Genomic DNA, 21,440 nt, shown 5'->3' on the forward strand with positions numbered 1-21,440 from the left:
CATTACGAATTACGAATTACGAATTACGAATTACGAATTATTTTAAAATTGTTATTCAATATACTTGCCTTTTCATAGAAGTAGTGATATCTTTTAGTTGTGTGTGAGGAGCAAGTTTAAGAATAAAAAGCGTTTGGGGTGGAAACACGGCAACACTCCCAGACGCTTTTTAATTTTGGTCTAGAAATTCGATTGTGGTGCAGTTTTGAAAGTGTCACTCACTACACTCGCTTTTTAGTTGCACCAGTGATATCTTTTAGTTGTGTGTGAGGAGCAAGTTAAAAATAAAAAGCGTCTGGGGTGGAAACACGGCAACACTCCCAGGCGCTTTTTAATTTGGTATGTAGAAAAAATTCCACTGCCTCCTCTACCTTCAAGTTTCTTAACACAGCTTGAAATATTTGAGAAGCAACTGCCGTCCCCTTGTCTGAAGTACGAAATTCGCAACTGCGCTGCTATCCTCAAGGGTCTTCAGCCTGCCTTTTTTATAAAATATGTTTAGTATGTAACGATTAGTAAATACTAGGATGTATGATTGAGCAGGTTATCCACTGAAGAAATTTATCAGGCACTAGGCAATATTTCCTCTCAATTTAAAATCTTGAATGTGACAAATGTGCCATAGCAATGAAGTCATGGAGCGATGCTAATGGAATTGAGGGAAAAATTATCAAGCTTAGAACTAAAAAGCGAAATGATTTTTTTATAATTAGCGATCGTTACAGTAATAGTGAGTCAATTATTAATAATGGCATTCATTACGGTGTAGAAGTTTTAGGACTAGTTTTTGATAATCTTTCACGTCAAGGATTACCCCGTGATGACTGGATAAATGATTTTTCCTGTCGAAGTGGTGAATTTTCTTTAGAAGAGTTAGATAATTTCTAAAAGAGAAAGCAAGAGTATCAGGAGAAAATATTATGAGCGGAGTGTATGAAATTTTAGCAAAAATTCAAGCCAAACCAGGTATGTATATTGGTCGTCCCTCTGTGAGCGATTTATTTATGTTTTTGGTTGGGTATGAATGTTCTCGGAGTGAATTGGGAATTGAAAATACTGAGGAGGAAGAAGATTTTTATGGAGAGTTTCAGCCTTGGTTACAGAAAAAACTAGGAATCACAACGGTAAGCTCTTGGTCGAAAATGATTATGCTTTACTGTCACGATGAAAGGGCTGGTTTTGAAAAGTTCTTTAATTTGTTGGATGAGTTTAAACAACGAAATCAGGATTTCGATGGAAATGAGGTTAATAATGTATCTGAAGTAGTGGCGACTCCTGTCAAACATTGATAATTTACGAAAAAGATAAGGTTTAAAGCCTCGTTTATGATTCATCGGCGAGTAATTCTTCTAGAGTTTCTTCGGTTAGTCATTTGGCTTGAGCATTTCTGCCGATTCTGTCAAAGGTTTTTTGAGTCATGGTGAGTTCTGAAGTTAGCGAATAAAAACTTGTTAGCTTTTTTAATCAGGATATTGTAGGTTGGGTTGAACGAAGTGAAACCGAACATTAGCGTCGGATATTATCATGCGTAATGTTAGATTAAGGAACAAAACCCAACATACATCTAAATATATACAAAACGAGTCTAATTGACGTGCGATCGCTATCTTATCACCTACTCTATCTGAATCAATTCATGAGCTTAAAATGTAGGTTGGGTTAAACGCAGCGCAACCCAACATTTTAATCGCAATACTCAAGGCTAATGTTGGGTTTCGTTCCTCAAGCCAACCTACATTTATTACTATTTACATATCCCAATACTCTTGTGCTATTGCGTCAATTCTTATTTCTAAATCTGGCAAATACCTTTCAATCACGATCCAAACAATATCAATATCTACATTGAGATATTCATGAGTTAATCTATTCCGAAAACCAGCTATATTACTCCATTCTATTTCTGGATATGAATTTTTCCAATCATTTGGTAACTTCTGCACAGATTCACACATTACCTGAAGATTTCTTAATACTGCATCTTGGGTTTTTATATCTTGAAAAAAGACTTCTTTCCCTTCAACTGTATATTGCTTAATTCTCGTGATACAATCTCGAATGTGAATCAAATAAACTCGACTATCTTTCATAACGAGATAGCCTCATGAAAAACTTTGTCTCGAATTAAATAATGTAATGATTTACTTGTAACAACATCGACTTTACGATCTAATAGATTCTCTAAATCTAAAATCAACCCACCAGGAAACCAAGGAGAAACTTTCTCTAAATCATAATCAACTAAAAAATCAATATCGCTGGTTTCTGTTTCTTCTCCTCTAGCTACACTACCAAAAACGCGGAGGTTAGAAGCTCCATGTTTAGCAGCAATGTTGAGGATTTCTGCTCGTTTTTCCTGTAGTAATTGTTTTAATCCTGTTTTCATAGATTTATTTGAGATTATTCGTGAGGATCAAAATTTTCGAGCCGCTTGCGGCAGAATAGCTATAAAATATTGGAATTGCTTTGGTTAATCAGCTAAATTTTGTAGGTTGGGTTGTAGCAAGATCCCGAAGGGTACGAAGTGAAACCCAACATGAACATCACGTATTATCACAGGTAATGTTGGATTTCGTTCCTCAACCCAACCTACTAATCTTCTAACGATTTGTAATACTGTTGGATCGGAGTTAGGTTTGAGGTGTTTGACTACACAGTTGGGATGGTTGGGTAAGTCTAAGTCTTCAGCAAGGTAGGTGTCGCCAAAGCCGCCGCTACCTAAGAGTTTGATAATTTTGTAGCGATTTCGCAGAATTTCGCCTGTTAGCATCAGCTTTATCCGACAGGAGGATGAATTACGTTAATTCTGCCAGATTTTACACCTCTAAAGCAATGTATAGCAATCCGATTTGATTTTGAGAATCACTCGTAGAGGTAAGGGACTGGGGATTGGGGACTGGGGACTGGGAGGAAGGAATAAAGGTGTACCTAGCTTCCCAAAAATCAAATATGAGTCCTATATACTACATTCGTACGATCAGAGTAAAGACAATAGTTCGATTCCTCACCAATTGGGGGGCTAGCTATTTTAAAGGGAATTGATTTATTGTTTATTTTTTACACAACGGAAGTGGTAGCACTAAATTATGCAAGAGCCGACAATAGACCAAGCAAAGGAGCTTTTTAGAGTCAGGACTTACGCACAATTAACGGAAAATCGAACCACAGAGGACGCAGAGGGCACGGAGAAATAAGAGTTTCAGAGAGTTTTTGCGTAAGTCCTAAGAGTTTGCTACCACTTGACGAATATGTACTGTTCAGTTCACATAGTGAGAATAGATGAAACAACTAACCGTGTTTACATACTCGCTGGAGAAGACACTCAACTAGAAATATTCCCAAACGGGAGAGTGAGATACTTATGACTAAGCCGAATTTTCAAGCGATGACTAAGCAAGAATTAAGAGCTTATGTGCTGGAACACCGAGATGAACAAGAGGCTTTTTATGCATTAGTTGATAAACTCAGAGAGGAACCAGGAATTGAGATTACCTCAATGGAACAGTTACATCAATTAATTGAAGCAAAACGCGACAAAGCCGATATCACAGATGCTCGCGCAGCAATAGAGAAAGTATCACAAATCGGCACAATATCTCTTGAAAACCTCAAAAGGGAACTGAGACAGTGAGCTATAAAGTACAAATTATAAATACAGCTGTGCAGCAAATCAAACAACTGAATTCGCAAGTGCAGCAGCAAGCGATCGCCAAGTTAGAAGAATTGGCATTCAACCCACTTCCAGAAGGTGTAAAAAATTTAGAATCTGGAGAAAATTTGTATTTAGTTTTTCTCGATAAATATCGTATTGTTTATCAAATACACCAAGAAGCTTCGCTAATCACAGTCACGAAAGTTGCTCATCCAAAAGACTATTGATTTTTTCCTGGGCGACAACCAGACAAAATTTCGTGCATCTTCACCACTTGTCCAATAACTGCGATCGCCGGCGCACCAAATCCACTTTCTTCCACTTGCTGGACAATGGTTTCCAATGTCCCAATCAATTCTTCTTGTTCTGGACGCGTACCCCAGCGCACCAAAGCAATGGGCGTTTCTAAACTCAACCCAGCCTTAGTTAATTGTTCCACAATGTAAGGCAAATTGTGAATTCCCATATAAATCACAACAGTTTCGGAACCGTGGGCGATCGCACTCCAATTAACTAAGGGTTTATATTTACCTGCTGCTTCGTGTCCAGTGACAAATGTCACTGAAGAACTATACAATCTATGCGTCAATGGTATACCTGCATAGGCGGCGGCGGCAATTCCCGAAGTGATACCAGGCACAACTTCCACTGGAATTCCGGCATTGACTAATTCTGCCATTTCTTCGCCACCACGACCAAAAATAAAGGGATCGCCACCCTTTAGCCGCACTACAATTGCATGATCCTGGGCTTTATCAATCAGCAGTTGAGTGGTTTCTTCCTGGAACAGCGAATGTTTACCTCTCCGCTTACCAGCGTTAATTTGCTCTGCTTGGGGATTAATCATTGCCAGAATTGCTGGACTCACCAAAGCATCATAGATGACTACATCTGCACATTCCAATAAACCTTTCGCCTTCAGGGTTATTAGTCCTGGATCTCCTGGCCCCGCACCTACTAAATAAACCTTTCCCAAATATTTGTTCCTCTCTGTGATTGTGCGGTTCATTTGTCTGTTAAATCCCAAATTAAATCGGCTAATTCTGCACTTGCTCCCAGAGGTTCTGCTAAGTGGAAAGTGACTGCCGAAAATTGTAATTTTAGCGTTTCTATTGAGGTGGCGATCGCATCGGTTATTCCACCTGGGAATAAAAAGTATGGCAAAATTGCAATTTCCTCATAGCCAGCAGCAACCAACTCTTTCACCCGTAATTCTAAACTACCAGGTACAGACCAATAAGCAGCGATCGCTCCCAAACTCGCCGCCATTGCTTCGATTGGTTTTTGAGAATCAGGGCGACGGCTACCATGAGCTAACAGAATCCATGCTTCTGCTTTTATCTTAGCAATTTGCTTGGAGAGCAATTTATTCAAATCTGGGTGAGAACCTAAGTATGGTTGCAATTCAATCATGATATCTTCACCAGTCGCCTGTCGTGCCAGGGCTACTTCGGCGGGAATATCTGTCATTACATGCACTCCCGGCAGCAGAAATAGCGGTAGAATCTTGAGGTGATGTTCATTTTCAGACACTTTCTCAACACCAAAAGCAGTCTCAGCAAATTGTTTAATCTGCTCGTGTAGAGGCTTTTGACTCATTTCTAAAGCAGCTATACCTACCAGATGTTCGCTATTTGCTTGGTTGTGATTATTGTGCAATTTCTCAGATACTATCCTTGCCAGTTCCTGCATAGCAATTTCTGGGCGCGGATCGCGGCTTCCGTGAGATACTAATAGATATGCAAATGACATGGGCAAGCTTAAACTTTCAGTGATTAGTTTTCATGTGCAAGGGACTGGGGACTGGGTATTGGGTATTGGGAAAGAGGATCTTGGGCGTGTCATAAATTAGGTAATTAATTTAAATGACATAAATGTAGACAAACATAGTCAGATATGCTCATTTGTGTTGTGGTACAAAAATGAAACTATCAATGTTATTTAACTTCTTCATACCATATACCAACGGTTTCAAAAGCAGCATAGGCAAGCTTGAGAAAATTCACCACTCTCTGTTTGCTGATTATTCCAAATTCTTTATACTGTCTTGCGTCTGCAAATGTTAATCTATGCTGGTCTATAATATTTCTTTCTTTATAGGCTAGTTTGGGAAAATCTATAGCCTTAATATTATATTTTTTGACTATCTCTTGTATTGTCACATCTGAATTTACGTGTTCCCAGTCATCACATAAGCCTAAATTTCTGATCAATACATGAGGAACTTTGCCACCATAGCTATTTACAGATTGCTTAAATAGATTTAAGCTGTCATACCCTCCGGTTGACACAAACCACTTACAAAAATATACCCCTTGTGAATCTCCCAGTTCAATCAAATGATTCTTCTCAATCCATTCCTTGACTGCTCTATGAGATTGTGCCGCTAGATTAGCAATCACTGTTTTATTCATTGCGATCTCAAAGATTTTATCCGCCTTATCAGCTTGCTTCTCATCTTCTGTAAACACTGCATACTGACATATCCCCTTGTACACCCCAGCTACATCTGGATTTGACCTATCGGTTTCTACTGGTACAAAGGGCATATTTTTATCCAGACAATACTGAATCATTGTTCTAGCGACTAGAGACTTGCCTACCCCTCCCTTTTCCCCGTCTATCAAATGAATTGTTGGCATAGCTGCACCCCTTTATCTTTAAACCTAGTATTGATTAATTTGGCTCAGATTCACTTGCTGTTTGTCGCCTAGTAATTTTAGCCGTTTTTCCTGATAACTTTTTTCCCCTGTTGCTGGTCTAACCAAACTGAACATCCGTATTATAGGGGAGCCGGGCGGCATTCATACGCAAAATCTGGAAACCTTGTATCCCATTCTTTCGGTCAAACAACGCATCGTCTCAATCAATAACTAGGAACTTGCGGTATTATCAATTCATAATCTAGAAGTGTTGTAGTACGTCATAGCCCAAATAAAACTACTCTTTCAAAGAGTTTAAAAGCTGACACCATATCTATTCTTTCTTTCTTTTGCCTTTTGCCTTATTGCTCTTGGGCAGTGTAGGTATAAAATTGATCAAAAGCTCCCACCGTTTCAAATCTGTAAGAAGGTATCCAAGAATTTATTTTTAAATCTGTACGGTAAACACTAAAAATAATATAGTTTTGCCTTTCTGTAGTTCTGTTAATGATTTCCTGCATTTGCGGGTTAGCTTCATCGACCAACTTCTCACAATTAAAACGAATTAAATTTTCTATGAAATTCGTAGTTTTTTTGCATACATCGGTTTTTAAGTAACTTGCCAACCGTTGCACTGCATATTCTTCATAGGCAACCTGACTGGGATTAGTCTTCGCCATTGTCACACCCAAGGCGGCGATTCCTGCTGCTGCTCCAGTACACGCTATGATGGTTAACTGTTTCATGTTTCCCAAGTCAAATTCATTATAATTGTTAGATTCCAGAGACTCTAAATAGAATTACTCCGTTCCTGGAACAAAACTCTTGCTCGCTTTCCAAAAAATTGCTATAATTCAAATTGTCGAATGGCGAGCGTAGCCAAGTGGTTAAGGCAGTGGTTTGTGGTACCACCATTCGTGGGTTCGAGTCCCATCGTTCGCCCTTATCAGATTTATAGACTTAAAAGGTCAGCAAAACTGAACCAGGATATACATTAATTTAGTTTTTGACACTCCCCAGCCTAAAGGCGTGGGGATTCTACATTCACAGACTCGCCGTTAGACAGCAGGCTTGCGCCAACCGCCCAAGAGGGCAAATCTCCTGTAGCGTAGCTTCCGGTGTGCCCCACCGTAGTTAATCCTAGTCTTAGAATATTAATAGCTGCATTGATATCTCTATCTTCTACGTATCCGCAATTAAGGCAAACGTGGGTTCTTGTAGATAGAGATTTTTTAACTTTCTTGCCACAGTTAGAGCAATTTTGGCTTGTATTATGGGGTGGAACTGCAACAGTCACCTTCCCATATTTATGCCCAAAATACTCCAACCACTGGCGGAAAGTATACCAACCAGCATCACTAATTGATTTAGCTAGATGTCGATTACGTACCAGCCCTTTCACATTTAAATCTAGCCTTCGGCAAGGCGAAGCGCCTACATAGGCTACCAAATCGTTAGATTGGATGACGGAGTACGCTAATCTCTTGCAATACTCTTTTCGTTGCCTACTTACTTTTAAATGCTTCCGGGCATATCTATTTCTAGCTTTGTGATAATTATTTGATTGTTTCTGTTTGGCTTTCTTTCTTTCTTTGCTGAACTTCTTAGACTTTTGGCGGTTAGCACGGTTTAACTGTTTTTCTGACTTTCGGTAAAACTGGGGCGAAGGTTCCATATTGCCTTTGTTATCGGCAATGAAATACTTCAATCCCAAGTCAATACCAACTACTTGGTTTGTGGGTTGCCTTTCAACTCTCACATCAACATCAACTGCAAATTGAGCATAGTAACCGTCAGCACGACGTACTAGACGGACACGTTTAATTTGCTTGATATCGTAGTAGTTAAGGTCATAGGTTCCCTTTAATTTCAGGGTTCCAATGCCTTTTTTGTCCGAAAAAGTTATGGCTTTACGGGTAAAAGAAAACTTCCAACCAGTTGATTTATATTCAACCGAACGGCAGTTTTTCTTAAACTTGGGAAAGCCTTTCTTGCCCAAAACCTTCTTCTTACAGTTATCGTAAAACCGAGATATCGCTCCCCAAGAACGTTCAGCAGCAGATTGTCTCGCCATCGAATTGAGTTCGCAAGCATTGGGAAATTCAGCAGCTAACACAGCGCAATATTTATTCAAAGCGTACTTATCTACTTTTGAGTCTTTGTTATCCATCCAATAGCGCAAGCACTTATTTTGAATGAATTGAGATGTACGTATCGCCTCATCTATCGCCTGATATTGATGCTCTTTCCCTTGAAATTTAAACTCGTAAACAATCATGGCTCGACCCTGAATTACCACTTATTTATGCTAACACGAAATGCATAAATCCGTCCTAGAAGGACGGGGCTTTAAACCCATTTTTCTGATAAAATTCCCGATTTCTCAGAGAAATCGGGAATTTCAACTTCCAGAATTGCGTTTTGTAAAGGATGTTCACCTGTTAGAAGATGCCTAAAAGAATGATAAAAGTCAACCCACACAAGGCAAGTAAAGAAATAAGCAGAATGTTGCCTATACTGTGGTCAGAAGATGTTAAGTTATGTGTATTGTCAGCCATATAAATCCACCCGATCTTAATAACTTGATGCTGAAATTATAACTAGGCTAAATCAAGATAAGTTGCTCTCAGATAAAAACTTGATTTTTATTCATTTAAGTTAAACTCAATAGTTAAGGTTTAAGCAAAAAAAATAACTTTTGTTTCAGCAGTTTGGGGAATATAGTTATAGCAATGAAAGAATACATAACTTAGAGCTAATTGATTACGAATTACGAATCATCATAGAAGCTTATTCTTTAACAATTGTATCAGTTATTTAACAACATCTCTCAAAAGAAATAAGAATTGTATTCCTTTAGTTAGAGTCAAAAATACTGAGTCATAGATACTTTAGGTAAAGTAGAACATGATTTTCAGTGCTGCTGAAAAGTAGATACTCGTACATGCACAGGTAAATAAGGTTTATCTGTGTTGTTTTGTGTTTCTACGTCGCCTTGAAAGTTAACAATGCAAACATCGTCATCCACTGGAGTCGCCATGTCTGAATTGCTGCAAGCAGTGTTAGATAGTGAAGAAAAAAATGATTTGCGTTCCTTCATTAGTGAATTACGCCAACAAGAAAACAAGTACTTGCTGCGAAACGACATACTCAATGTATATGCAGAATATTGCTCCAAGTACCAGAAACCTGAGGCATTTCACACTACTTCTGACTTAGGTAAACTCATTTACTATACTCAGGAAATTATTCAGGAGGACTCAAACTTCTGTTTCATCATCCGTTCTAAAATTGCCAGTCAAGAAGTTTATTGGTTGACATCAGACTTGAGCATTGAGCCGATGACGGTGCAGGATTTACTCGATTTGCGCGATCGCCTGGTGAACAAATTTCATCCCAACGAAGGCGACCTGCTAGAATTAGACTTCGGCCCGTTTTATGACTACTCCCCAGTCATCCGCGACCCGAAAAATATTGGTAAGGGAGTACAATTTCTCAACCGCTATTTATCCAGCCAACTATTTCAAGACTCGAAACAATTGCTGGAAAGCTTGTTGAACTTCTTGCGCCTGCACCAATACAACGGTATCCAACTGCTGATCAACGATCGCATTCAATCCCAGCAGCAACTTTCTGTGCAAGTTAAGAAAGCTATAAGTTTCGTTACCGACCGCCCCGATGATGAACCCTATGAACAATTCCGGTTCCAATTGCAAACAATGGGTTTTGAACCGGGTTGGGGTAACACCGCAGCCCGTGTGCGAGACACCCTAAATATTCTCGATGAATTGATTGATTCTCCCGATCCTCAGACCCTAGAAGCCTTCATTTCTCGCGTTCCGATGATTTTTAGAATCGTCCTCGTGTCTGCACACGGATGGTTCGGTCAAGAGGGCGTTTTGGGGCGTCCCGATACTGGTGGTCAGGTGGTTTACGTCCTTGACCAGGCAAAAAGTCTCGAAAAACAGCTACAAGAAGATGTTTTGCTAGCTGGTTTAGAAGGATTAAACGTCCAGCCAAAAGTGATTATTCTCAGCCGCTTGATTCCTAATAGTGATGGTACCCTTTGTAATCAACGACTGGAAAAAGTTTACGGCACAGAAAATGCCTGGATTTTGCGAGTAACTCTGCGGGAATTTAATCCTAACATGACTCAAAACTGGATTTCCCGGTTTGAGTTTTGGCCTTATCTCGAAACTTTTGCCGTTGACTCGGAAAGAGAACTGCGGGCAGAATTTCAAGGTAGACCTGACTTAATAGTTGGTAACTATTCCGATGGAAATTTAGTGGCATTTTTGCTGGCGCGGCGCATGAAAGTCACGCAATGTAATATTGCCCATGCTTTGGAAAAATCTAAATACTTGTTTAGTAACCTTTACTGGCAAGATTTAGAAGATAAATATCATTTTTCCTTGCAATTTACAGCTGACTTAATTGCGATGAATGCTGCCAATTTTGTGGTCAGCAGCACTTACCAAGAAATTGTCGGCACACCGGATAGTGTGGGACAGTACGAATCTTATAAATGCTTCACCATGCCGGAGTTGTATCATGTAACCAATGGCATTGAATTATTCAGTCCCAAGTTTAATGTTGTACCGCCTGGAGTCAACGAAAATTACTATTTTCCCTACACCCGGACTCAAGACCGAGTAGAAAGCGATCGCCAGCGCCTTGCAGAAACACTCTTTACCTTAGAAGACCCCAGCCAAATCTTTGGGAAACTAGACGATCCTAACAAGCGTCCTCTATTTTCAATGGCGCGTCTTGACCGCATCAAAAACCTCACAGGTTTAGCCGAATGCTTTGGTCAAAGTAAAGAATTGCAGGAGCATTGCAACTTAATTTTGGTAGCGGGTAAGTTGCGTGTAGAAGAATCCGGCGACAATGAAGAACGTGATGAAATTATCAAACTTTATCACATCATTGACGAATACAATCTCCACGGAAAGATTCGGTGGTTGGGTGTGCGCCTGTCTAAAACTGATTCTGGTGAAATTTATCGAGTAATTGCCGATCACCAGGGAATTTTTGTGCAACCAGCTTTATTTGAAGCTTTTGGTTTAACAATTTTAGAGGCGATGGTTTCAGGATTACCAACTTTTGCTACACAGTTTGGTGGACCACTGGAAATTATTCAGAATAAAGTTAACGGCTTTTACATTAACCCAACAAATTTAGAAGAGACAGCCACAAAAATTGTGGATTTTGTCACTAAATGCGAACAAAGTTCTCACTATTGGGATGAAATTTCCCAGCGAGCAATTGACCGAGTTTACACTACCTATACTTGGAAAATTCACACTACCAAGCTGTTATCTTTAGCACGCATTTATGGCTTTTGGAACTTTACTTCAAAGGAAAATAGAGAAGATTTATTGCGCTATCTGGAGGCTTTATTCTATTTAATTTACAAGCCAAGAGCGCAACAGTTATTAGAGCAGCATAAGTATCGTTAGTCATTTGTCATTGCCGTAGGGTAGCAAGTGGCCTCGATTTAGGGGGATCTAAAACGTTTTGCTACCCACAAGAGGGCTTTTAAAACATCCTCTAATACCAATTCTGTATGAAGATGCGCCAAACTATATGAGCAACGAACCGCAAAGGACGCAAAGGGCACAAAGAAAGAAGAAGCCAAGAAAATTTGGCGCAGCCTCACAAAGAAATGGTACAAGGACAAATGACTAAATTGTTAACGCCCGCCAAGTTCGTTTACCAACGATTCCATCCACTGCTAAGTTGCGCTGGTTTTGAAATGCTTTGACAGCAGTCTCCGTCAGCGCTCCAAAGATTCCATCGACTCTAACGGTATAACCGTTAGATACTAACAACCGTTGTAAAGCTCTAACAGCAACACCAGAGCTACCGAAATAGAGAGTCGGTAGAGGTTGGGTACTATATTTATCGAATCTTCCCTCAGACTTTGCACCGTCTTTCCCTGCGGTCTGGGAATACTTCTGAGGCTGTGCTAAATCAGAAGAAGCTAAGAAGTGATTCTTTTTGCTAATTTTTTGAAGTGGATGTTCTTTCTCTAGCGCGGTTGCTCCTAAGGAAGCGTGCGAAGTTGCATCTGTCTGCATAAATTCAGGTGGTGTGACTTGAGCAGTTATCTCTAACTGACTCTGCGTTGACTGGTTGATGTCATTTTCCATCTGAAATAATTGCTGTTCTGGCAAATTCGGCCCAGATGCTTGTCTTGCCGCTAACACGCCCGTCATCATCAGGCCAATTTCAGTCATTGTCGTTCATTTTAGTTAAACCAATATTTCTTTTAACAAACAACAGTACTGCTGTCCGGGATAGTGCATACTGTTCAAATCAAAATATCATGTAGTAATTTTTTCACATACATCATATTTTTTGACCTCCTATTCCGTTTAATCAGACTAATATCATTAGCCTTTGTGCTTTTTTTATCTTTTATCAAGCTATCAACTTGTCAGATATCTTATCTAAATCAACGGTTTAGACAATAACATACTATAGGATCGCATGGGAATGCTATCAAACAAATTTGTCTAGTTATCTTTGGCTTACCCTTGGTATGCTGATGCCGCTTTTATCATGTTTATACTGCAAGCCAAAACACTACAGAATTTACGGAATCAATTTTTCAGCGTTCATTAGTGTAGTATTTGGCAACAATGATAAACTCTTGATTCCAAATAATTTGTCCTCCCTTGGAGGGGGTTCTAAACTTTTTATCAATCAATATTATCTTCATGGATACATGCTACTTGTCGCAGTATTATCTGGTTTTAGCAACTTTACCGAAAACATCAAGAAGGCTCAAACTTACCGCTTGTTCGGAAGTTTTGAGACGGCAGTTGCTACCCTTCTCCTGACGTAGAAGGGTACGTTTGCGATTATGGGCGTTAGAAACTAGCGCTTGTGCCCTTGGAGGGCATGTAAGATCAAAGTTGCCAAGACGTAAAAAATCGATGACGATCCAGGTAATCCCCAATTACAGTTATTTTCAGCTAAATAGACCACGCGGTAGGGGCACAGCAATGCTGTGCCCCTACAACAGATGTGGTTCAAATACATGAAAACTGCTGTAATTGGCAAGCGTATGCACAAACATTGGTTAGCGTAGGTAGTTTACCTTTTCTCATCTCGCCACAAAGCAATACCGCCTAATAAACCAGTAATATTGGGGATAAGTTTCACATTTAACGGTAACTGAAGATTCACTCTTACAGCTTCACCACCACCAATATATAGGTAATCATAATTGAACAGATGTTGCAAAGATGCGATCGCCTTTTCTAAACGCTTGTTCCATCTTTTCTCGCCAATTTTTTCTAATTCTGCGCGTCCTAGTTGTTGCTCAAAAGTCTCTCCTTTGCGAAATGGATGATGTCCCATTTCCATATTCGGCACCAACTTACCATCCACAAATAAAGCCGAACCAAAGCCCGTACCCAGAGTAATTACTAACTCTACACCTTTACCTGCGATCGCTCCCAGCCCTTGCATATCTGCATCATTAATCACCCGTACAGGCTTGTTTAAATGTTTTAATAATGCTGTTTCCAAATCAAAGCCAATCCAATCTGGATGCAAATTTACCGCTGTTTCCGTGACTCCACACCGCACCACACCCGGAAAACCTACCGAAACGCGATGAAATTCACCTTGAGCTGCCGCTAACACAACAATTGCATTAATTACAACCTCAGGTGTTGCAGGTTGCGGTGTATCTAAACGCGCTCTTTCAGTTATGGGATTTCCCGTAATATCCAAAACCATCGCCTTAACGCCACTACCGCCAATATCAATCGATAATGTCCGAATCGATCCATTTTCTTCAACCATCTACTTACATCCTTGTCAGAGCTTGTTATTTCGTTATTATGCTTTGCTACATCTGGTAATATCCGGATGTTTGGAGAGTCTTCATATTCAGGGACTGGGGACTGGGGATTGGGGATTGGGGACAAAGGGAATTGGGGACAAGGGGAAAGAAAAGACTTATTCCAAGTTTTCCACCTTGTCTGGTTGCTTCCTTGTCTTTGGATCTCTCCATCTCCCCCAGTCCCCAGTCCCTAGTCCCCAATCCCCAATCCCCAGTCCCCAGTCCCCAATCCCCAATCCCCAATCCCCAATCCCCAATCCCCAATGCCCTAAAATATAAATGTCACAACTTCAGTAATATGCACAGCTTTATTCCCCCACAACGGTTTTTCCCCTACCTCAGTTGGACTGACATCCAGGCAATGCCAAATAAGGAAAATGTGGTCATCATTCAACCAGTAGGGGCAATTGAACAACATGGGCCCCATCTGCCGTTAATTGTAGATGCTGCTATTGGTGTGGGGGTACTGGGAAAAGCATTGGAAAATCTCGATACCAGTATTCCGGCCTATGCTTTACCAACCCTTTATTATGGCAAATCTAATGAACACTGGCACTTTCCCGGTACGATTACCCTCAGCACGGCAACTCTGACGGCAATCATTATGGAAGTGGGTGAAAGTATCTACCGTGCTGGGTTTAGAAAATTGGTGTTAATGAACTCCCACGGCGGACAACCCCAAGTCATGCAAATGGCGGCGCGGGATTTGCACGTTCAGTATGATGACTTCTCGGTATTTCCGCTGTTTACTTGGCGTGTGCCTAATATTACTAAAGACTTATTAACACCAAAAGAAGCAGCACTAGGAATGCACGCGGGAGATGCAGAAACTAGCATTATGCTATCGCTTTTACCAGAACAAGTGCAGCTAGAAAAAGCTGTTGCGGAGTATCCACCAGAACAGGCAGAAAGTAGTTTATTGAGTTGGGAAGGCAAGTTACCTGTGGCTTGGGTGACGCGAGATATCAGTAAAAGTGGAGTCATTGGTGACGCCACAACCGCAACTAAAGAAAAAGGCGATCGCATTCTCGAATCTGTCGCTAACGGTTGGGTACAAGTTATTCAGGATATTTACGCTTTTCAACAACCAAAAGTTCAAAGTTAACAATACCTGAGATGCAGCACAACATCTAAATTTGTTAATCTAAGAATAATGGAAATAGTACTGGGGTAGCTAGTTAAAATCTATCAGACAGTAAATTTCTCTTGAAAGTTTTATCAGAAAAAAATTATGACGGCCTTTGAACCTCAAAGCATCCGCTCTTATAGCCAAGAAGATGTACAACAAATTTTACACTTGGCGATCGCTCGTCAAGCTGATGATAAAGACACAGAATTTTCTTATGAACAGCTATTAGAAATTGCTGCTGAGTTAGAAATTGCACCTGAATCTTTAAAATTAGCAGAACGTGATTGGGTAGTGCAACAAAGCCAAGTTCAACAGCGAAAAGCTTTTGACGCCTTCCGCCAAAGAAGATTTCAGAAGCGTCTAGGCAATTATGCAATTTTTAATGGCTTTTTGATACTCGTCGATTTAATCGCTGGTGGCGGAATTTCTTGGTCGCTGTACATTTTACTATTCTGCGGATTGCCAGTAGCGCTTGATGTCTGGAATACCTTTCAAATGAAGGGCGAAGAGTACGAAATCGCATTCCAGAAGTGGAACCGCAAGCATCAGATTAAGAAAACCATCAATACAGTTTTGAATAAGTGGTTTAAAGCATTGCTGACTTAGTAGGTTTAGTGCTTTTCGCTTATTGAAAGAAAAACCCCGCAGGAGAATCGGGGTAACATTTCTGCCACATTTTTTGTGTAACACTATCTCGATCAAATCTTATTAAACACAGCAATTATTAGGATCAAACTCAATATTATCCGATAGGTCGAAGTATTTTTTCTATCTTTCTAGTGATATGTAGGTCTATCAATAGTCTGAAAATTATCTTACAGCAAAAATCTTTACAACAAATCAATCGGCTGTAGGGGCGTACAACTGTACGCCCCTACCTACAACACATTTTGCATAATGTTTTTGAATTATAAAAGATTTAGATAAGCCAGGTATAACCTGGCTAAAAAACCGAGATTTATTCTTAGAAGAAATACTAACAGCCCCACATCGTAACAACCAATAGATATGAAACAGCATTGGGCGAATATAATAATACTGACTTGGAAATATATTTCCACCTAAATAACTATGAAAGCTGAAGCAGAAAACTATACCAGGCTGACTTGTGAAGTGGAAACTACACTAAAGATAATTGGCGGACGCTGGAAGGTTTTGATTATTAAAGAATTAATGGCTGGCGTCAAACGCTTTGGCGAGTTGCAGCGGGCTTTACCTGGAGTAACCCAAAAGATGCTGACTCAGCAACTTAGAGAAATGGAGGAAGACGGTATTATTCATCGAGAAGTTTATCCGCAAATTCCACCAAAAGTGGAATATTCACTGACGCCTTTAGGAGAAACTTTGCAACCAATTCTCTATGCTATGCATGAATGGGCTGTTCAACATTTTGCTCGAACCAATCACCATTAATATTAAAGTGTTAGGCCTTATTCGTTATTGCGTAAATATTCAATCGCTGCTTCTAATTTTGAGGGATAACTTTCAGCAAACCTTTCAAACCAAAGTCCTTCAGGTGAAAATGGATCTACTTTCGCTAACCATTCTTTAGCCTGGACTTTCAAAGCCTCTATTTGTTTAGCTTTGAGTTGTTCTTGGCGAATTCTTTCTTGTTCTAATTCTTGCTGTCTTTTTAATTCCTCAGCAGCATCTTGTTCTGCAAAATCAGCCTTAACTTCTGCCAAAAGATTATCCATTAAAGATGCGGATTTTCGTGATGGTGGAAGAAAGGATTTGGCTGTAGTTGATTTTGGTGACTGCTGTTTAGGTTGTCCTTCTTTGTATTCAGTTTCAAGTTCAGCTAACAACTTATCAATAGAATCCATTTTTAGAAGTCCTATAAAGCGAAAATCATGATTCTATCTGGCATTTTTTCAAAATATGAGAAAAATCTAAATCCGTAAAAAATTTCAAGTTAATGAAGTAGATAAACTAGGTTCCAAAGCCAGGTATTAAGCCTGTTTTACTCCTAAATTCTGAATTATGCAAGTGTTCTTTGTTTTGCCTTGTGCCTAGTACTAGTATAGAACGGCGTAAATAAACCTAGCATTTGAAACAGGCACAAGCCTTGATATATCAAACTTTTGACTTTTGACTTCACGGCGGTACTAGTCATTAATGGCATTGAGTAGCACTTCTGATAAACTCATATCTTCCATATCTTCCATAGTAATTGTGTCACAGATATCAAACTTAGCACCGGCTCCTTGGAGATCATCATCTAAAACTTTGAGAAAGCGGGTAGCTTGCTGATCTGTACCGACTTGAATGAAAGAAATAGCTAATTCTTCATCTCGATCCATGCGGCGAGAAGCTTCAATAATTACCCTCATTACTGCTTTACGATCATCTGGTTCGCCATCAGTAACCACTAAAATTGTTTCACCATTTGGCTTCGTTTGACCGGCTCCTTTGCGTTGAAAATAATCATCAGTAGCATGTTTCAACACACCAGCTAAGTCAGTTGTACCAGAGGGATCATTTTCTCGAAAAATTTGTGCTACCTTGCCGGATGTAACATTTTCGTAGCGCTTAAATTTTCCAGAAAATACATAAATAGTGATACCATCTGGGTCAAATTGCTCACATTTACTAGCTAAAGCTAAAGTAGATTCCTGTGCTGCTAGCCATCTGCTTCTACCACCCTTTTGATCTGGGGTGGCCATGCTCCCACTTTTGTCAATAATTAATGTGTAATCACGATTTTCTAGCATTTATTACCTCCCCAAATATTTACTCAAAATTTCTAAATTATAAATCAGTTTTTTCACATGGAGAAGATTTCCACAAATTGCTGAGAAATTTTTGAGAAAAAACTGACAAAATTAGCTATTATTAGTCAGTTATGGCGTTGGTTAATACATCTACAAGACTCATTTCTTCTAGATCGTCTAAAGTGACTGTATCGCAAATATCAAATTTAGCGCCAACACTTTGCAACTGGTCATCTAAAGCTTTTAGAAACTTAGTTGCTTGGGCATCTGAGCCTACTTGAATAATCGAAATTCCCAATTCTTCATCACGCTCCATTTGCCGAGTAGCATTAATGATCACTTCAAACACAGCTTTACGATCGTCTGGTTCACCATCAGTAATGACTAAAATTGTTTCTCCGTTTGGCTTGCTTTGACCAGCAGCTTTGCGTTGAAAGAAATTATTTGTTGCATCTTGGAGTACACCTGCTAAGTTTGTCGTACCAGCAGGATCGTTTTCGAGAAATATCTGTGCGACTTTGGCTGAGGTTACATCGTCGTAGCGTTTAAATTTTCCAGAAAACAGATAAACAGTAATACCATCTGGGTCAAACTGTTCGGCTTTTCTTGCCAAAGCGAGTGTAGACTCTTGGGCTATTTCCCATCTAGTTCTACCACCCACTTGGTCGGGTGTGGACATACTACCGCTTTTATCAATGATTAGTGTGTAATCGCGATCGCTCATCATATTTTTCCTGTGATTATTGCCCTGTGGTTCTAGTCTAACGCCGTTTTTTTCTCAGTAAGCCAGGCCTTTAAGCTTTTGTATCAATTATGTTATTGAAGATAACCGCGCTATAATATATTAATACGGATAAATGCGTTCTCTTGATGTCTTTGTTGATGAAGTTTCCCGCAGCTAATGCTAGTCGCCAAAAATATTTTTTGAAATCTTTAAAAAATGATTATTTTACAAATAAATAATAAATATTAATTTTTCTTAAAAAGAATCGCAATTGTATGGGCTAATATCAAGTTCGGATAATTACTTATTATTCAAATCTCTGTGCGTCTTTGCGTCAGTGCTAATGATAAGGTCTTCAGCCAAACATGATATTATACGCCAATATCGTCATTGGTCATTTAGTCATTGGTCATTGCTTATTTACAAATTACAAAAGACAAAAGACAAATGACATTGCTAGTAATTATCGAAATAATTCTTGAGTGGGCTTGATTTGGTCAAGAATTTCCCAGATTTGCTGTAACATTGGTTCTAAGCCGATACGTGTAACTGCTGAAATCAAAAAAACCGGGGCGTAGGAGAGATGATTCAGTTGGGTAGCTAACGCCTCCAAATCTACAGTTTCGCGGTCAACTGCATCAATTTTATTCAATGCCAAGATTTGCGATCGCTCTGTTAAACCTCTTCCATAAGCTTTTAATTCTTGCTGAATTGTGTTATAATCTCCAATCACGTCATCACTGGTAGCATCAATCAAGTGGAGTAGCACCCGTGTGCGCTCGATATGACGCAAGAAATCGTGTCCTAATCCAGCCCCTTGGGCAGCTCCTTCAATTAATCCGGGAATATCAGCGAAAACAGTACCATCGCCAGTAGGTTTCCGCACTACACCTAAATTAGGGATGAGGGTAGTGAAGGGGTAGTCTGCGATTTTTGGGCGTGCAGCTGATAAAGATGAAATTAAAGTCGATTTACCGGCATTTGGTAACCCAATAATTCCGACTTCTGCCAAAAGCTTCAACTCCAAGCGCAACTGCTTTATTTCCCCTGGTAATCCTGGGAGAGCGTATTCTGGGGCGCGGTTACGATTGCTCAAAAAATGCTGATTTCCCAGTCCACCTTTACCCCCTTGGGCAACAACCAAAGTCTGCTGAGGTTCAATTAAATCTGCCAACAATTCACCAGTTTCAGCATTATAAACAGCTGTACCGCAGGGAACTTCAATAATCAAATCTTTGCCATTAGCCCCAGTACAATTATTCGGGCCTCCACGAGTACCGTTTTCGGCTTGAAAGCGATGATTGTATCTGAAGTCGAGCAAGGTTTGTAGGTTTGCATCGACAACGAAAATTACTGAACCCCCTCGTCCTCCGTTACCACCAGAGGGGCCACCAGCCGGCACGTACTTCTCCCGGCGGAAGGCGACAATACCATCGCCGCCCTTACCAGCCGCAACTTCAATTTCTGCTTGGTCGATAAATTGCATATTTTTAGAGTGCCTAGTCCTGAGTGCTAAATCCTGAGTGATAAGTGATGAGTTATTAATTATAAGTCTTCACTTCTTACTCTTTACTTTTAACTTAATACTCGCCACTCAGCACTCGCCACTCAGCACTCAAATATATGGTGAAACATCTTCACCGCATTTATCTGCCAAGTAAGAGAGGGCGCGGAAACGTAAGCCTACCAGTTGTTCATACAATGGGTTAATTTTACACATCGGTGGTATATGCACAATTTTGCGTCCAAATAGGGTGACATCCCGCTCAAAGGGACACTGAGAGGGAATCATTTTACACAAAAAGCGGGCTACTCTTGGGTCTTGGATATCAAGTCCATCGAGCCAGTCGCGCAGAGGGTGTAGTGCATCAATTTGAGGTTTTGTAAGTCCAGTTGCAGGGATAGTGGGGGTAATTTGATCTGGGTGTTCTAGGGTGTGGCGGAGGGCTTGGAGTAAATTCTCTGGCTGTTCCAAGATTTGACAGAACTGTTGCAGAATCTCATCTTCACTGGGAGAATAAGTACCATCTGCGATCGCTACCATCACCGCTGTCCGTAAGAAATTTTCCGCTGCTGGTGTACCTTTACCCAAGACTGCGGCTAATTCCTCAGGTGTAATAATCTCTAAAGAGTCCCATTGAATCTTAGGAGCTAATTCATCTTTAGTGATGCTGGCAATTATTTGCTGTTCCTGCTCATCAAAATTACCATCAGCCCAAGCAATGGTCAGCAGTCCACGCAACCAAGCGGCAATTTGTTCGCTGCTGTAGGGGGATTGAACGGTACTTGTCATAAACTCACGCTTCACGCTTTCCTCGATCAATACTAAGCTACCGTGAATCGTCCACAAGTTTCACCTGCATCAAGTGACGCCATATTTGAACCACAATCCCCGGTAGGTTAGCACAGCTGTCATTGGTGTCAACTTAAGGTGAAACCCTTGTAATGACGTTAGAGCAAACTTACTCAATTACCAATTAATCCGGAGTCACCCCACCCCGGCTTTGCTAACGCAAAACCTCCCCTCCCCGCACGCGGGGAGGGGATTGAGGGGTGGGGTAAAACGGCTGTGGGACAAGGGTTTGAGCTTAAGTTGACACCAATGCACAGCTGTGCGCCCCTACAACGTGGTCTATTTACCTGAAAATTGCTGTAAATTGCATAAGTAGGGCGGGCAAGATGCCCACCCCACAAGAGTTTGATTTAATCCGATTATGGAAT

General features: G+C 40.3%; 24 protein-coding genes, 1 tRNA gene and 2 pseudogenes. 11 read left to right on the forward strand and 16 right to left on the reverse strand.

Features of this window, described 5'->3' with window-relative positions:
- The first annotated feature begins 627 nt into the window (after nucleotides 1–627).
- Nucleotides 628–888, forward strand: coding sequence for a papain fold toxin domain-containing protein (locus IQ276_RS00985; protein WP_228042834.1), 261 nt, complete (start codon nucleotides 628–630; stop codon nucleotides 886–888).
- A gap of 32 nt (nucleotides 889–920) precedes the next feature.
- A complete protein-coding gene (locus IQ276_RS00990; protein WP_193914160.1) occupies nucleotides 921–1,289 on the forward strand; it encodes a hypothetical protein in 369 nt (122 codons plus the stop codon).
- A gap of 459 nt (nucleotides 1,290–1,748) precedes the next feature.
- On the opposite strand, the gene IQ276_RS00995 is transcribed toward IQ276_RS00990, so the two are convergent.
- The 3 genes and pseudogenes from IQ276_RS00995 to IQ276_RS01005 all read right to left on the reverse strand — a co-directional run.
- A complete protein-coding gene (locus tag IQ276_RS00995; protein WP_193914162.1) occupies nucleotides 1,749–2,090 on the reverse strand; it encodes a HepT-like ribonuclease domain-containing protein in 342 nt (113 codons plus the stop codon).
- The gene (locus tag IQ276_RS01000; RefSeq protein ID WP_193914164.1) at nucleotides 2,087–2,386 is read right to left on the reverse strand and encodes a nucleotidyltransferase family protein; all 300 of its coding nucleotides are present in this window, start codon (nucleotides 2,384–2,386) and stop codon (nucleotides 2,087–2,089) included. Before IQ276_RS01000 ends, IQ276_RS00995 begins: the two co-directional genes overlap by 4 nt.
- 207 nt (nucleotides 2,387–2,593) lie before the next feature.
- Nucleotides 2,594–2,770: pseudogene (locus tag IQ276_RS01005) on the reverse strand (serine/threonine protein kinase); the annotation flags it as partial.
- Nucleotides 2,771–3,233: 463 nt separating this feature from the next.
- On the opposite strand from IQ276_RS01005, the pseudogene IQ276_RS40870 reads away from it, so the two are divergent.
- From IQ276_RS40870 to IQ276_RS01015, 3 genes and pseudogenes are all read left to right on the forward strand, one after another.
- Nucleotides 3,234–3,365 (forward strand): annotated as a pseudogene (locus IQ276_RS40870) (DUF6888 family protein); the annotation flags it as partial.
- Nucleotides 3,362–3,631, forward strand: a complete 270-nt coding sequence (locus tag IQ276_RS01010) for a DUF6887 family protein (protein WP_190877995.1) — start codon at nucleotides 3,362–3,364, stop codon at nucleotides 3,629–3,631. The pseudogene IQ276_RS40870 and the gene IQ276_RS01010, both read left to right, overlap by 4 nt.
- The gene (locus IQ276_RS01015) at nucleotides 3,628–3,879 is read left to right on the forward strand and encodes a type II toxin-antitoxin system RelE family toxin (protein ID WP_193914166.1); all 252 of its coding nucleotides are present in this window, start codon (nucleotides 3,628–3,630) and stop codon (nucleotides 3,877–3,879) included. The genes IQ276_RS01010 and IQ276_RS01015 overlap by 4 nt, the downstream gene beginning before the upstream one ends.
- Here IQ276_RS01015 and cobA read toward each other — a convergent pair.
- The 4 genes from cobA to IQ276_RS01035 form a co-directional block, all read right to left on the reverse strand.
- Nucleotides 3,873–4,661 (reverse strand): uroporphyrinogen-III C-methyltransferase, encoded by a 789-nt coding sequence (gene cobA, locus IQ276_RS01020; RefSeq protein ID WP_193914168.1) that lies wholly within the window; start codon nucleotides 4,659–4,661, stop codon nucleotides 3,873–3,875. The two genes, IQ276_RS01015 and cobA, sit on opposite strands and share 7 nt — an antisense overlap.
- Nucleotides 4,658–5,404, reverse strand: a complete 747-nt coding sequence (locus tag IQ276_RS01025; RefSeq protein WP_193914170.1) for a sirohydrochlorin chelatase — start codon at nucleotides 5,402–5,404, stop codon at nucleotides 4,658–4,660. Before IQ276_RS01025 ends, cobA begins: the two co-directional genes overlap by 4 nt.
- A gap of 185 nt (nucleotides 5,405–5,589) precedes the next feature.
- Nucleotides 5,590–6,294, reverse strand: coding sequence for a P-loop NTPase family protein (locus tag IQ276_RS01030; RefSeq protein ID WP_193914172.1), 705 nt, complete (start codon nucleotides 6,292–6,294; stop codon nucleotides 5,590–5,592).
- Between the two features lie 362 nt (nucleotides 6,295–6,656).
- Entirely contained in the window at nucleotides 6,657–7,040 is a 384-nt protein-coding gene (locus IQ276_RS01035) for a DUF4359 domain-containing protein (RefSeq protein ID WP_190877893.1), read from the reverse strand.
- Between the two features lie 123 nt (nucleotides 7,041–7,163).
- On the opposite strand from IQ276_RS01035, the gene IQ276_RS01040 reads away from it, so the two are divergent.
- Nucleotides 7,164–7,236, forward strand: a tRNA-His gene (locus IQ276_RS01040).
- Between the two features lie 79 nt (nucleotides 7,237–7,315).
- Here the strand turns inward: IQ276_RS01040 and IQ276_RS01045 are convergent.
- Nucleotides 7,316–8,572, reverse strand: coding sequence for an RNA-guided endonuclease InsQ/TnpB family protein (locus tag IQ276_RS01045; protein WP_193914174.1), 1,257 nt, complete (start codon nucleotides 8,570–8,572; stop codon nucleotides 7,316–7,318).
- Between the two features lie 40 nt (nucleotides 8,573–8,612).
- Here IQ276_RS01045 and IQ276_RS01050 point away from each other — a divergent pair, with 40 nt between their 5' ends.
- The gene (locus tag IQ276_RS01050) at nucleotides 8,613–8,750 is read left to right on the forward strand and encodes a hypothetical protein (RefSeq protein WP_235115333.1); all 138 of its coding nucleotides are present in this window, start codon (nucleotides 8,613–8,615) and stop codon (nucleotides 8,748–8,750) included.
- Nucleotides 8,751–9,208: 458 nt separating this feature from the next.
- On the opposite strand, the gene IQ276_RS39975 is transcribed toward IQ276_RS01050, so the two are convergent.
- Entirely contained in the window at nucleotides 9,209–9,334 is a 126-nt protein-coding gene (locus IQ276_RS39975) for a hypothetical protein (RefSeq protein WP_255264292.1), read from the reverse strand.
- Between IQ276_RS39975 and IQ276_RS01055 the strand changes: the two genes are divergently transcribed.
- On the forward strand, nucleotides 9,333–11,753 hold the full coding sequence (locus IQ276_RS01055) for a sucrose synthase (RefSeq protein ID WP_193914183.1): 2,421 nt from the start codon (nucleotides 9,333–9,335) through the stop codon (nucleotides 11,751–11,753). The genes IQ276_RS39975 and IQ276_RS01055 overlap by 2 nt on opposite strands.
- A 225-nt stretch (nucleotides 11,754–11,978) precedes the next feature.
- On the opposite strand, the gene IQ276_RS01060 is transcribed toward IQ276_RS01055, so the two are convergent.
- Nucleotides 11,979–12,533: a peptidoglycan-binding domain-containing protein gene (locus tag IQ276_RS01060; protein WP_193914176.1), complete on the reverse strand. Its 555-nt coding sequence runs from the start codon at nucleotides 12,531–12,533 to the stop codon at nucleotides 11,979–11,981.
- 862 nt (nucleotides 12,534–13,395) lie between these two features.
- Complete coding sequence (locus IQ276_RS01065; protein ID WP_193914178.1) at nucleotides 13,396–14,112, reverse strand: ROK family protein; 717 nt, start codon at nucleotides 14,110–14,112, stop codon at nucleotides 13,396–13,398.
- Between the two features lie 338 nt (nucleotides 14,113–14,450).
- On the opposite strand from IQ276_RS01065, the gene IQ276_RS01070 reads away from it, so the two are divergent.
- The 3 genes from IQ276_RS01070 to IQ276_RS01080 all read left to right on the forward strand — a co-directional run bounded on the left by IQ276_RS01070 (nucleotide 14,451) and on the right by IQ276_RS01080 (nucleotide 16,694).
- Nucleotides 14,451–15,257, forward strand: coding sequence for a creatininase family protein (locus tag IQ276_RS01070; protein ID WP_193921150.1), 807 nt, complete (start codon nucleotides 14,451–14,453; stop codon nucleotides 15,255–15,257).
- A gap of 126 nt (nucleotides 15,258–15,383) precedes the next feature.
- On the forward strand, nucleotides 15,384–15,887 hold the full coding sequence (locus IQ276_RS01075; protein WP_190877884.1) for a 2TM domain-containing protein: 504 nt from the start codon (nucleotides 15,384–15,386) through the stop codon (nucleotides 15,885–15,887).
- 465 nt (nucleotides 15,888–16,352) lie between these two features.
- Nucleotides 16,353–16,694, forward strand: coding sequence for a winged helix-turn-helix transcriptional regulator (locus IQ276_RS01080; RefSeq protein ID WP_193921152.1), 342 nt, complete (start codon nucleotides 16,353–16,355; stop codon nucleotides 16,692–16,694).
- A gap of 17 nt (nucleotides 16,695–16,711) precedes the next feature.
- Here IQ276_RS01080 and IQ276_RS01085 read toward each other — a convergent pair whose 3' ends face one another.
- The 5 genes from IQ276_RS01085 to IQ276_RS01105 all read right to left on the reverse strand — a co-directional run bounded on the left by IQ276_RS01085 (nucleotide 16,712) and on the right by IQ276_RS01105 (nucleotide 21,012).
- The gene (locus IQ276_RS01085; RefSeq protein WP_193921154.1) at nucleotides 16,712–17,107 is read right to left on the reverse strand and encodes a salt stress protein, Slr1339 family; all 396 of its coding nucleotides are present in this window, start codon (nucleotides 17,105–17,107) and stop codon (nucleotides 16,712–16,714) included.
- A gap of 282 nt (nucleotides 17,108–17,389) precedes the next feature.
- On the reverse strand, nucleotides 17,390–17,995 hold the full coding sequence (locus IQ276_RS01090; protein ID WP_193921156.1) for a vWA domain-containing protein: 606 nt from the start codon (nucleotides 17,993–17,995) through the stop codon (nucleotides 17,390–17,392).
- Nucleotides 17,996–18,116: 121 nt separating this feature from the next.
- Entirely contained in the window at nucleotides 18,117–18,722 is a 606-nt protein-coding gene (locus IQ276_RS01095) for a vWA domain-containing protein (RefSeq protein WP_190877877.1), read from the reverse strand.
- 460 nt (nucleotides 18,723–19,182) lie between these two features.
- A complete protein-coding gene (gene obgE, locus IQ276_RS01100; protein ID WP_190877875.1) occupies nucleotides 19,183–20,205 on the reverse strand; it encodes a GTPase ObgE in 1,023 nt (340 codons plus the stop codon).
- A 129-nt stretch (nucleotides 20,206–20,334) separates the two neighbouring features.
- Nucleotides 20,335–21,012, reverse strand: coding sequence for a Mo-dependent nitrogenase C-terminal domain-containing protein (locus IQ276_RS01105; protein ID WP_235115334.1), 678 nt, complete (start codon nucleotides 21,010–21,012; stop codon nucleotides 20,335–20,337).
- Nucleotides 21,013–21,440 lie beyond the last annotated feature (428 nt).

Origin of the sequence: Desmonostoc muscorum LEGE 12446, from assembly GCF_015207005.2 — a bacterium.
In the GTDB taxonomy this organism is placed as follows: Bacteria; Cyanobacteriota; Cyanobacteriia; order Cyanobacteriales; family Nostocaceae; genus Nostoc; species Nostoc muscorum.